Source organism: Kitasatospora sp. NPDC029367 (assembly GCF_055569135.1).
On record NZ_JBVHYH010000071.1, the window covers coordinates 39,570 to 50,514 of the forward strand.

Here is a 10,945-nt window from a genome sequence, read left to right on the forward strand (position 1 = left end):
CCAGCACCCCCCCCCGCGCCCGGAAACCCCTCCCCCCCCGGGGGGCCCCCCCCCACCCCCCCCCCCCCCCGCCCCCTCGGGCGTTCCCGGGCGTCCCGCCTGGTGGGAGGGGTACCGGAACGGCATAGGCTCATGGCATCGCCTGCCCCGGGAGGGAACCCGCTCATGAGTACTCCGCCGTTCCTGGACCTGCCCCGCTGCGCCCGGGCGCAGCGCGTGCCGACCGCGCGCGGGGAGTTCGCGGCGCTGCGGGCGGAGCCGGACGGCCCGGTGCGCGGCTCGGCGCTGCTGGTGCCGGGGTTCACCGGCAGCAAGGAGGACTTCATCGCGCTGCTCGCGCCGCTCGCGGCCGCCGGGTACCGGGTGACGGCCGTGGACCAGCGGGGGCAGTACGAGACCGGCGGGCCGGACGACGAGGCGGCGTACGAGGTGAGCGCGCTGGGCGCCGACGTCCGGGCGCTGACCGAGGTGCTGGCCGCGGAGGGCGGGCCGGTGCACCTGCTGGGGCACTCCTTCGGCGGCCAGGTGGTCCGGGAGGCGGTGCTCGCGGCGGCCGAGGAGGGCCCCCTGCCGTGGCGTTCGCTGACCCTGATGGCCACCGGGCCGGGCGCGATCGACCCGGCCGAGGCGGCCCGGACCAGGATGCTGCTGGACGTCCTGCCGGTCATGGGCCTGGAGGAGATCTGGCAGGTCATGCGGCAGATGGACGAGAGCAGCGGGAGCCCGAAGCCGGCGTTGGCGCCGGGGGTCGCGGAGTTCCTGCACCGCCGCTGGGTGGCCAATGTGCCGCGGTCGCTGGCCGTCACCGGCGCGCACCTGGTGGCCGCGCCGGACCGGGTGGACGAGCTGGCCGCGGTGACGGCCGGGACGCTGCCGGTGCTGGTGGTGTCCGGGGAGCAGGACTACGCCTGGCCGGTGCCGGAGCAGGGCGCGATGGCGCGGCGGCTGGGCGCCCGCCGGGTGGTCGTCGCGGGCGCGGCCCACTCCCCCAACGCCGAGCGGCCGACCGCCACGGCCGAGGCGCTGGCCGCGTTCTGGGCCTGAGCCCGGCCTCCGACCGACCCCTTCCCCGGCGTGGTCTGTACCACTTCCGGGGGTTCGACCGCTCTCGGCACAGGACAAAAGTCGTTAGTTACGGTAATCTTTGATTCTGTCCGGGAATCATCGGCGACCCCCACCGGGGTGCCTTTCAGCCGAAACCCGGACGTTACGGACGGGCAATGGCCCGGTAGCACCGCCACGACACCGTGGTGCACGAGGGACTGGACGCACCAGGCAAGCCCAGGGGGAGCCCTTGCCGCAGCAGACCGCCACACGTACCACCCGCGTGGTCCGGCCGCAGCGCCGGATCCGCAGGACCCCGAAAGGGCTGATACCGACTCAGCCGCAACCGCCCCGCACCGCGGGGCCCGGAAAGGAGACGCCCATGACCAAGCCCATGCGCTTCGAGATCCTCCGCCTGGACGACGCCAACGGCTCCGCGACCGACCGCGTGATCGCCGACGCCGAGACCGTCCGCGAGCTCGTCCAGGACGCCGCCCGCACCGGCGAGCGCCTGCTCATCCGCCCGTGCCCGACCGTCTGACCCGGCGCGGCGCCTCCGACCGGGAGGCCCCACCCGCCGCCGACGAGCCGGGAGCGTCCGATCCGGACGTACCGATACCCGACTGACGCCCCGTCACCGCGATCGCCGTTGACGGGGCGTCAGTGCGTCCGGCCCCGAACCGGCTCCCACCCGGCCCCGACCCCGCCCCGACCCGGCTCCAGTCCCGTCCCGGCCTGGCCCCGACCCCGCCCCGGCCCCGGAACGTTTGCCTCCGCCCGCCACGGGACATCCCCCAACGGGAACCGCCCGCGCCGCACCCACCCGCGCCGGCCGGGCGTCCAGCACCGACAGGGTGCCGCCGAGCCGTCCGTACGGGTGATCGTCCTTGACGCGGCGGTCCGGAGGGAGGAGCGTTGTCGGCTATGAGGGGCGAGCCAAGCTGTCCGAGGTGCGCCGGTCGGGTCCGCGCCCCCGGTCTTTTTTCGGACACCTGGCAGTGCGACCGGCACGGAGCCGTGCACCCGATGCAACCCGTACTGCCCCCGAGCGTGGAAGCCCTGGGCGTCGCCGTCGTCCGCTCCCAGGTCCCCGTCTGGCTGCCCTGGCCGCTCCCGGTCGGCTGGCTCTACACCGGCATCGCCCACGTCGGCGACGACATCTCGGGCGCCCGGGCCACCGCCGTCGCCTGCTCCGGGCCCGCCCCGCTCGGCGGCTTCGGCGAACTGGTGCTGGTCGCCGAGGAACTGGGCGTCGGGCTCGGCGCCCGCTACGCCGGACTGCCCGGCCCCGACCCGGGCGACTCGGTCGGCCTCTACAAGCCCGCCGACGCCAAGCTGATGGCCGCCGGGCGGCCCACCCCGATGTTCCACGTCCCGGACGCCCCGGCCGACCGTGCGGTGTTCGTCGGCGAGGCCCGCGGGCTCTGGCTCTGGGCGATCGCCTGGCCCGAGCAGTCCGCGCTGGTGATGTACGACGAACTGGTGCTCACCGACCTGCGCGAGGCCGGCGCCGAACTGGACCTGCTGCCCTGCGGGGCGCTCTCCCCCCGGCTGCTGGGCTGACGGCGGGCCGCACGGCCTATCCTGGGCGGCACCCACCAGCCTGAGGAGTCCGCCCCGTGCGCATCGACCTGCACGCCCACAGCACCGCGTCCGACGGCACCGACAGCCCGGCCGAGCTGGTCGCGGCGGCGGTCGCGGCCGGCCTCGACGTGGTCGCGCTCACCGACCACGACACCGTCGCCGGGCACGCCGAGGCCGCCGCCGCGTTGCACGCGCTGCCGGACGGCACCCGGCTGACCGTCGTGCCCGGCGCCGAACTGTCCTGCGTCGTGGACGGCGTCAGCATGCACCTGCTGGCGTACCTGTTCGACCCCGAGGAGCCGGAGTTCGCGGCCGAGCGCGAGCTGGTGCGCACCGACCGGTTCCGGCGCGGCCGGGCGGTCGTCGAGCGCTGCCGGGAGCTCGGCGCGGACATCAGCTGGGAGCAGGTGCAGCGGATCGCCGGGACCGGGTCGGTCGGGCGGCCGCACATCGCCAGCGCGCTGGTCGAGGCGGGCGTGGTGGCCACCGTCTCGGACGCCTTCACCCCGCAGTGGCTGGCCAACGGCGGCCGGGCGGACGTCCGCAAGCACGAGACCGACCCGGTGCGGGCCGTCCGGCTGGTCCGGGCGGCCGGCGGGGTGCCGGTGTTCGCCCACCCCGGCGCGGTCAAGCGCGGCCGGACCGTCCCCGACCGGGTGATCGCCGAGCTCGCGGCCGCCGGACTGGCCGGGCTGGAGGTCGACCACACCGACCACGACGAGGAGACCAGGCAGCGGCTGCGCGGCCTGGCCGGCGACCTCGGCCTGCTGGTCACCGGCTCCAGCGACTACCACGGCAGCCGCAAGACCGTCCGGCTCGGCGAGCACACCACCGACCCCGGGGTGTACGAGGCGCTGCTGGCCCAGGCCACCGGGGCGAAGCCGATCGAGCGCTGACGGCGGGCGGGGCCGCGCTCCGGCGCACCGGGGCGCGGTGCGGCGGGCGGGCCCGCCCGTACGCCCTCCCCGCTGGGAGCCGACGCCGGGGCCCGGTCCCGACCGGGGGTCAGTCGAGCCTGACGCCGCGCCGCCCCGGGTCGCGCAGGTCGGTGCCCTGGTCCAGCCAGCGCTCCTGGAGCGCGGCCGCGCCGTGCACCCGCTTCCAGCCCGCCTCGTTGGGCGTCATCGGCAGCAGCGGCAGGAAGCGCACCGGCTCGGCGGGCTCGGCCAGTTCCAGGTCCTCGACCAGCCCGCCCGGCTCGGCGGCCAGCACCGAGGTGAACGGGGCGCCCTCCCAGAGCGGGGCGCCGAGGTCCAGCGAGCCGCCCGGGGCCACCACCAGGCCCTCGACCTGCGGCGTCGCGGCGAAGGTGGCGAGGCTGCGCAGCACGCCGTCGCGCCCGCCGCGCACCGTCAGCACCAGTTCGACGCGCGGTCCGCGCAGCTGGTCGGCGACCGGCTGGGTCGGGTCGGCCATCGGGGCGGCCGACATCCCGAGCGTCGCGTAGCGGACCAGGCCGTCGGCGTCCGGCCCGAAGCGCAGCACCTCGATCCGGTCGGTGCCGAGGAAGGTGACGGCGGCGCGGCCGCTCGGCTCGCCGAAGGTGGAGATCAGCCGGGCCTCGACGGCCGCCAGCACCGCCTCCCGGGTGAGTTCCGGGGAGCTGCCGCCGTGGGGGTCGCCGAAGGACAGGAAGTCGTGCGCCATGCCGGTGAGCGTAACCCGGGCCGCCCCGGCATCCGCGCGGGGGCGTACGGGCGAAGGCCGGGGAAACCCCGGGGCACCGATGCCCGGTCAGATGTTAAGGTGAGCGACTGGCCACCGGGATCGCAGGTTCCGGGGCGGCGAGCGAAGGAGGTGGTTGCGGTGGATACCGGCCGACCATGCAGTACCGGCAGCTCTGCCCGGCCCCGACTTCCCCGTGACCCCCGCCCCGCAGGCCTCAGCGGCTGACCGAGCCCCAGTGGCCCGGGCGCGGGTCGTCGGCGGACGGACCGGCCGGGAGAGCACCCCTCGTCCCCTTCACCGGTGTTCCTCGCCGTCGCACCACGGCCCTTCCGCGTCCCTACCGCGCCACCGTGCGACGGCTCCTGCCCCAGGGAGCCTGTCATGTCGATGATCAACAGCCTGCGCGCCGCCGTCCGCACCAACCGCCGACGGGGCCCCGTCGGGGCGTACGACGCCGTGCCCGAGGGCGTCGGCTCGGCGGTCGTGGACTGCGCGGTCTACCAGCACGGCCGGCGCAACGGCGAGACCTGCAGCCCCCGCGAGGCCGCCCGCCGGGTCAAGGCCGCGCACCAACTCCCGGACACCGCCGGGTCGTTCAGCTGGATCGGGCTGCACGAGCCGACCGAGGCCGAGTTCGAGGGCATCGCCCAGCGCTTCGGCCTGCACCCGCTCGCGGTGGAGGACGCGGTGCACGCCCACCAGCGGCCCAAGGTGGAGCGCTACGACGACGTGCTGTTCGCCGTCTTCAAGACCATCCGCTACGTCGAGCACGACCAACTGACGCCCACCAGCGAGGTGGTGGAGACCGGCGAGCTGATGGTCTTCGCCGGCCGGGACTTCGTGATCACCGTCCGGCACGGCGGCCACGGCTCACTGCAGGAGCTGCGGCACCGGCTGGAGGCGGACGCGGACGAGGCCGGGCTGCTCGCCAAGGGCCCGGCCGCGGTGCTGCACGCGATCGCCGACCACGTGGTGGACAACTACCTGCTGGTCGCCGAACGGCTGCAGAACGACGTGGACGAGATCGAGTACGGCGTCTTCTCGGCCAAGGGCGCGCGCACCGCGGACGTCGGCCGGGTGTACCAACTCAAGCGCGAGGTGCTGGAGTTCAAGCGCGCGGTGGCACCGCTGCTGCGCCCGATGCAGCAGCTGTCCGAGCCGCAGCAGGGCCTGGTCGACCCGGACATCCAGAAGTACTTCCGGGACGTCGCCGACCACCTGGCCCGGGTCACCGAGCAGGTGCACGGCTTCGACGAACTGCTGAACTCGCTGCTCCAGGCCAACCTGGCGCAGGTGTCGGTGGCGCAGAACGAGGACATGCGCAAGATCACCGCCTGGGCGGCGATCTTCGCGGTGCCCACCATGATCACCGGCGTCTACGGCATGAACTTCGACTACATGCCCGAACTGCACCACGCCTACGGCTATCCGATGGTGCTCACCGCGATCACGCTGATCTGCATCGGGATGTACCGGGGCTTCCGCCGCAACGGCTGGCTGTAGCGCCCGCCCCCGCCCGCGCCCGCCCCGGGGTCACGCCCCGCGGGGGCCGGGACCCCGCAGCGCGGGACCCCGCGGGGGCGTCAGCGCCGTCCGCCGCGGGCGACCAGGACCAGGCCGAGCAGGATCAGCACCACCGCCGGGTACGCCGCCACCGGGGGCCACTGGCCGAGCCAGAGCGCGGCGATCAGGGCCGCGCCCGGGGTCTCCAGCAGGATCGCGGTGGAGGTGATCGACGGGCCGAGGGTGCGCACCACCCGGTTGCTCAGCGAGTGCCCGAGCAGCTGCGCGGTGACCATCAGCAGCACGATCTGCCACCAGGCCCCGGCCGACCAGCCGGACAGCCGCGTGCCGGTGGCCAGGCAGAGCACCAGCAGGCCGACCGCCGTGGTCGCGTAGCAGACCAGCGTGTACGCGGTGGTGCTGACCGTCCTGCGGACCTCCGCGCCCAGCAGCAGGTACCCGGCCGCGGCCAGGCCCGCGGCGAGCGCGAGGGCGTCGCCGAGCAGGGCGCGCGGGGACATCGAGAGGTCGACGCCGGTCAGCACCAGCACCCCGGCGAAGGCGACGACCGTCCCGAGCCAGACCATCCTCGGCGCCCGGACGCCGAACAGCCGCATCAGCAGGATCGTCCACAGCGGGGTGGTGGTGACCAGCGCGGTCGCGGAGGCCACCGAGGTCATCCGCAGGCTGGGCATCCAGAGCGCGAAGTGCACCGCGAGCAGCGCCCCGGCGGCGACCGCGAGCAGCAGCGCCCGTCGGCCGATCCCGCGCAGCTCGGCACGGTGGCGCAGCAGCGCGTACGGGCCCAGGGCGCCGACCGACATGACGTTGCGCCAGAAGGCGATGGCCAGCGCGGGCGCGGCGGTGGCGGAGATCAGCGGGCCGGAGAGGGAGATGCCGCCGATCGAGACGGCGAGCAGCAGCAGGTCGACGGTGGGGAGCGGGTGCGCGGGCCGCTGGTCGGCGGCGGTGGTGGCAGGGGCGGGGGCGGTCGCGGGCCGGGCGGCGGGCACGGCGCTCCTTCGCTGGTCGCGGGGGTGTGGCGCTCATACGGTAAGGCCCGTGGGGCGTCAATGGAACTGTCGCCCGGAGGCTGAGACATCCGGCCCGGCGGGCGCGGGCGGCGAACCCGTACGCTGTCGCCATGGACCGCAACTCCGCCGCCCCCGTCGCCGACGACTTCCTCGACCAGGCCCTGCTGGAGGAGGCCGCGAAGAAGTCCGGACTGCTCTGGGTGCGCGCGGACGGCGAGGCGCAGGCCCGCCCGCTCTGGCACGCCTGGCACGACGGCGCCGTGGTGGTGGTCGGCGGGGGCGGCGAGCAGCCCCTGCACGGCCTGACCGCGGGCGGCCGCGCCGTGATCACCGTGCGCAGCAAGGACAAGGGCGGCCGGCTGACCGGCTGGGCCGCCGAGGTGGTCGAGCTGGCGCCGAACGGCGAGGCCTGGCTGGGCGCCGTCGAGGAGCTCAAGGGCAAGCGGCTGAACGCGCCCGACACGGACACCATCGCCGAGCGCTGGGCCCGCGAGTGCCGGGTGCTGCGGCTGCGGCCGGTAGGGGCGCTGACCGAGCGTCCGGGCGCCATGCCGGACGGCTCGCTCGCCGCCGAGCCGATGCCCACCCCGGCCACCACCCGCCGTCCGATCCCCGCCGGACTGCCCAAACTGCTGTTCAAGCGCCGCTAAAGGTTCATGCCGAGGACTCCTGGGCCCGCTACCGTGCCTCACCGGGCCGGGTGCAGGCGGCACAGGTAGCCTGGGCCGGACGTGCGCCCCGGTGCGCACCGTACGGCGTCGAGCAGGTCGGACCGCCCGGGCAGGGTCGAGGGAGTCGAGGGAGTTCATGGCAGGGCCAGGAAGCCGGGTCTTCATCTCCCACCTCTCCGCCGTCGCGGTGTTCGACCCGAACGGCGACCAGGTCGGGCGGGTCCGCGACGTGGTGGTCTCGCTGCGCCTCGGCGGCCGCCCTCCGCTGGTGCTCGGCCTGGTGGTCGAGGTCGTCGCCCGGCGCCGGATCTTCCTGCCGATGACCAGGGTGACCAGCCTGGAGTCCGGCCAGGTGCTCACCACCGGCGTGATCAACCTGCGCCGCTTCGAGCAGCGCCCGTCCGAGACCCTGGTGCTGGCCGAGCTGCTGGACCGCACCGTCACCTGGTCCAAGACCGGTGAGGACGTCACCGTGCTGGACGTCGGCATGGTGCAGACCCGGCTGCGCGAGTGGGAGGTCACCAAGGTCTTCGTCCAGGTCGGCCGGGCCACCCGGCTGCGCAAGGGCAAGGGCGAGCGGCTCACCCTGGACTGGCAGGACGTCACCGGCTTCGCGCTGCCCGAACAGGACCAGGGCGCGGCGAACCTGCTCGCCACCTTCGAGCAGCTGCGCCCGGCCGACCTCGCCAGCGTGATGCACCACCTGTCGGCCAAGCGCCGCGCCGAGGTGGCCGCCGCGCTGCCGGACGAGCGGCTCGCGGACGTCCTGGAGGAGCTGCCCGAGGACGACCAGGTCGAGATCATCGGCAAGCTCAAGGAGGAGCGGGCGGCCGACGTCCTGGAGGCGATGGACCCGGACGACGCCGCCGACCTGCTCTCCGAGCTGCCCGGCGAGGAGGCCGAGCGGCTGCTCGGCCTGATGGAGCCGGAGGAGGCCGAGCCGGTCCGCCGGCTGCTCTCCTACGAGGAGGACACCGCCGGCGGTCTGATGACCACCGAGCCGATCGTCCTGGAGCCGGACGCGACGGTCGCCGAGGCGCTGGCCCGGATCCGGATCCGCGACCACAAGCCCGCGCTGGCCGCCCAGGTGTACGTCTGCCGGCCGCCGAACGAGACCCCGACCGGCAAGTACCTGGGCGCGGTGCACTTCCAGCGGCTGCTGCGCGAGCCCCCGTACGTGCTGGTCGGCTCGCTGGTGGACGACGACCTGGACGCGCTGCCGCCGGACACCCCGCTGTCGCTGGTCACCAGCTACCTGGCGACGTACAACCTGGTGGCCGCGCCGGTGGTGGACGAGGCCGACCACCTGCTCGGCGCGGTGACCGTCGACGACGTGCTCGACCACCTGCTGCCCGAGGACTGGCGCGACGCCGCGCTGCACGCCGGGGACGACGACAGAGAAGAGGTGCACGGTGGACGGTGACCGCAACGGCCGGCGGGGCGAGTCCGCCCGCCGGCGCCTGCAGGGCGAACTGCGGGAGCTGCGCCAGCTGCGCGAACTGCGCACCCGCGAGGGCGGCGGCCGGGAGCGCCTGGAGACCTCCCCCATCACCGGCTCCAACCGCGTCCGGCTCGACCAGCCGCGCACCGCGCGGCCCGGCCTGCTGACCCTGCCGTCCTACGACCCCGAGGCCTTCGGCGTGCTGTCGGAGCGGATCGCCCGCTTCCTCGGCACCGGGCGGTTCATCGTCTGGATGACGGTGGTGATCATCGTCTGGGTGCTGTGGAACACCATGCTGCCGCCGGCCGCGCGCTTCGACGAGTACCCGTTCATCTTCCTGACCCTGGTCCTGTCGCTCCAGGCCTCCTACGCGGCGCCGCTGATCCTGCTGGCGCAGAACCGCCAGGACAACCGGGACCGCGTCAACATGGAGCAGGACCGGGCCCGCAGCGACCGCAACATCGCCGACACCGAGTACCTGGCCCGCGAGGTCGCGGCGCTGCGGCACGGGCTCGGCGAGGTGGCCACCCGCGCCTTCATCACCTCCGAACTGGGCAGCATCCGCTCCGAACTCCACGCGCTGCTCAAGGAGATCGACGAACGGCGGGGTGCCCCCGAGTCGTTGTGACCGGCGGCACGCCACCGGCCGGTCGAGCGGTTCGCCCGGAGCCGTACCATCAAGGCATGGCCAACGAGACAGAGGTCGCGGCCGGCGTCACGGAGGACTCCGTACGCCAGGCGCTGGCGACCGTCAACGACCCGGAGATCAACCGCCCGATCACCGAGATCGGCATGGTGAAATCGGTCGGGATCGCCGAGGACGGCGCGGTGCGCGTCGCGGTCTACCTGACCGTCTCCGGCTGTCCGATGCGCGACACCATCGTCACCCGGGTCCGCGACGCGGTCGGCCGGGTGCCCGGTGTGACCGGCGTCGAGGTCGAGCTCGACGTGATGAGCGACGAGCAGCGCAAGGAGCTCTCCCAGCTGCTGCGCGGCGGTGCCCCCGAGCGGGAGATCCCGTTCGCCAAGCCGGGCACGCTGACCCGGGTCTACGCCGTCGCCTCCGGCAAGGGCGGCGTCGGCAAGTCCTCGGTGACCGTCAACCTGGCCGCCGCGATGGCCGCGGACGGCTTGAAGGTCGCCGTCGTGGACGCCGACATCTACGGCCACAGCGTGCCGCGCATGCTGGGCGTCGAGGGCCGGCCCACCCAGGTCCAGGACATGATCATGCCGCCGCAGGCGAACGGCGTGAAGGTCATCTCGATCGGCATGTTCACCCCGGGCAACGCCCCGGTGGTCTGGCGCGGCCCGATGCTGCACCGCGCGCTGCAGCAGTTCCTGGCCGACGTCTACTGGGGCGACCTGGACGTGCTGCTGCTGGACCTGCCGCCCGGCACCGGCGACATCGCGATCTCGGTGGCGCAGCTCGTCCCCAACGCGGAGATCCTGATCGTCACCACCCCGCAGATGGCCGCCGCCGAGGTGGCCGAGCGGGCCGGCACCATCGCGGTGCAGACCCACCAGAAGATCGTCGGCGTGATCGAGAACATGTCCGGCATGCCGTGCCCGCACTGCGACGAGATGATCGACGTCTTCGGCACCGGCGGCGGCCAGACCGTCGCCGACGCGCTGAGCCGCACCGTGGGCGCGACCGTCCCGGTGCTCGGCTCGATCCCGATCGACGTCCGGCTGCGCGAGGGCGGCGACGACGGCCGCCCGGTCGTGCTCGCCGCCCCCGACTCCCCGGCCGGCGCCGCCCTGCGCGCCGTGGCCGGCAAGCTCGGCGGCCGCCAGCGCGGCCTGTCCGGCATGTCGCTGGGGCTGACGCCCAAGAACAAGTTCTGACGTTCCGCGCGGGCGTACGAGGCGGGGCCGGACGGATCACCGTCCGGCCCCGCTGCGTGTCCGCGGCGCCGCGCGGCTCCCGAATGGGTGGACCTCCCCAGGCTGGGACGGGTGTGCAGCCGACACCGTCAGCGCTGACGCCCCCGCCTAAGGTG

At 74.6% G+C, this 10,945-nt stretch carries 11 protein-coding genes; 9 read left to right on the forward strand and 2 right to left on the reverse strand.

Annotated elements, in window-relative coordinates; genetic code table 11:
- The first annotated feature begins 165 nt into the window (after positions 1 to 165).
- The 4 genes from ACZ4W5_RS29965 to ACZ4W5_RS29980 all read left to right on the forward strand — a co-directional run bounded on the left by ACZ4W5_RS29965 (position 166) and on the right by ACZ4W5_RS29980 (position 3,524).
- Complete coding sequence (locus ACZ4W5_RS29965; RefSeq protein WP_465658033.1) at positions 166 to 1,044, forward strand: alpha/beta fold hydrolase; 879 nt, start codon at positions 166 to 168, stop codon at positions 1,042 to 1,044.
- A gap of 382 nt (positions 1,045 to 1,426) precedes the next feature.
- Positions 1,427 to 1,585, forward strand: coding sequence for a hypothetical protein (locus ACZ4W5_RS29970; RefSeq protein ID WP_188305309.1), 159 nt, complete (start codon positions 1,427 to 1,429; stop codon positions 1,583 to 1,585).
- A gap of 383 nt (positions 1,586 to 1,968) precedes the next feature.
- The gene (locus tag ACZ4W5_RS29975) at positions 1,969 to 2,607 is read left to right on the forward strand and encodes a DUF6758 family protein (protein ID WP_360230840.1); all 639 of its coding nucleotides are present in this window, start codon (positions 1,969 to 1,971) and stop codon (positions 2,605 to 2,607) included.
- A gap of 56 nt (positions 2,608 to 2,663) precedes the next feature.
- Positions 2,664 to 3,524 (forward strand): PHP domain-containing protein, encoded by an 861-nt coding sequence (locus ACZ4W5_RS29980; RefSeq protein ID WP_465658035.1) that lies wholly within the window; start codon positions 2,664 to 2,666, stop codon positions 3,522 to 3,524.
- A gap of 109 nt (positions 3,525 to 3,633) precedes the next feature.
- On the opposite strand, the gene ACZ4W5_RS29985 is transcribed toward ACZ4W5_RS29980, so the two are convergent.
- Positions 3,634 to 4,275: a suppressor of fused domain protein gene (locus tag ACZ4W5_RS29985; RefSeq protein ID WP_402481468.1), complete on the reverse strand. Its 642-nt coding sequence runs from the start codon at positions 4,273 to 4,275 to the stop codon at positions 3,634 to 3,636.
- A gap of 402 nt (positions 4,276 to 4,677) precedes the next feature.
- Between ACZ4W5_RS29985 and corA the strand changes: the two genes are divergently transcribed.
- A complete protein-coding gene (gene corA / locus ACZ4W5_RS29990) occupies positions 4,678 to 5,799 on the forward strand; it encodes a magnesium/cobalt transporter CorA (RefSeq protein WP_360230846.1) in 1,122 nt (373 codons plus the stop codon).
- Between the two features lie 80 nt (positions 5,800 to 5,879).
- Here the strand turns inward: corA and ACZ4W5_RS29995 are convergent, their stop codons facing one another.
- Entirely contained in the window at positions 5,880 to 6,812 is a 933-nt protein-coding gene (locus ACZ4W5_RS29995) for a DMT family transporter (protein WP_465658037.1), read from the reverse strand.
- Positions 6,813 to 6,943: 131 nt separating this feature from the next.
- Here ACZ4W5_RS29995 and ACZ4W5_RS30000 point away from each other — a divergent pair, with 131 nt between their 5' ends.
- The 4 genes from ACZ4W5_RS30000 (at position 6,944) to ACZ4W5_RS30015 (ending at position 10,790) form a co-directional block, all read left to right on the forward strand.
- Complete coding sequence (locus ACZ4W5_RS30000; protein WP_402481477.1) at positions 6,944 to 7,483, forward strand: pyridoxamine 5'-phosphate oxidase family protein; 540 nt, start codon at positions 6,944 to 6,946, stop codon at positions 7,481 to 7,483.
- A 157-nt stretch (positions 7,484 to 7,640) separates the two neighbouring features.
- Positions 7,641 to 8,927: a magnesium transporter MgtE N-terminal domain-containing protein gene (locus tag ACZ4W5_RS30005; protein ID WP_465658039.1), complete on the forward strand. Its 1,287-nt coding sequence runs from the start codon at positions 7,641 to 7,643 to the stop codon at positions 8,925 to 8,927.
- Positions 8,917 to 9,573, forward strand: a complete 657-nt coding sequence (locus ACZ4W5_RS30010; RefSeq protein WP_465658041.1) for a DUF1003 domain-containing protein — start codon at positions 8,917 to 8,919, stop codon at positions 9,571 to 9,573. Before ACZ4W5_RS30005 ends, ACZ4W5_RS30010 begins: the two co-directional genes overlap by 11 nt.
- 56 nt (positions 9,574 to 9,629) lie before the next feature.
- Complete coding sequence (locus ACZ4W5_RS30015) at positions 9,630 to 10,790, forward strand: Mrp/NBP35 family ATP-binding protein (RefSeq protein WP_360230854.1); 1,161 nt, start codon at positions 9,630 to 9,632, stop codon at positions 10,788 to 10,790.
- Positions 10,791 to 10,945 lie beyond the last annotated feature (155 nt).

What these genes read in the sequence shown, in the direction of transcription:
- ACZ4W5_RS29965 (WP_465658033.1), top strand. Translation starts at nt 166, where the DNA reads ATGAGTACTCCGCCGTTCCTGGACCTGCCCCGCTGCGCCCGGGCGCAG.
- ACZ4W5_RS29970 (WP_188305309.1), top strand. Translation starts at nt 1,427, where the DNA reads ATGACCAAGCCCATGCGCTTCGAGATCCTCCGCCTGGACGACGCCAAC.
- ACZ4W5_RS29975 (WP_360230840.1), top strand. Translation starts at nt 1,969, where the DNA reads ATGAGGGGCGAGCCAAGCTGTCCGAGGTGCGCCGGTCGGGTCCGCGCC.
- ACZ4W5_RS29985 (WP_402481468.1), bottom strand. Translation starts at nt 4,275, where the DNA reads ATGGCGCACGACTTCCTGTCCTTCGGCGACCCCCACGGCGGCAGCTCC.
- corA (WP_360230846.1), top strand. Translation starts at nt 4,678, where the DNA reads ATGTCGATGATCAACAGCCTGCGCGCCGCCGTCCGCACCAACCGCCGA.
- ACZ4W5_RS30000 (WP_402481477.1), top strand. Translation starts at nt 6,944, where the DNA reads ATGGACCGCAACTCCGCCGCCCCCGTCGCCGACGACTTCCTCGACCAG.
- ACZ4W5_RS30005 (WP_465658039.1), top strand. Translation starts at nt 7,641, where the DNA reads ATGGCAGGGCCAGGAAGCCGGGTCTTCATCTCCCACCTCTCCGCCGTC.
- ACZ4W5_RS30015 (WP_360230854.1), top strand. Translation starts at nt 9,630, where the DNA reads ATGGCCAACGAGACAGAGGTCGCGGCCGGCGTCACGGAGGACTCCGTA.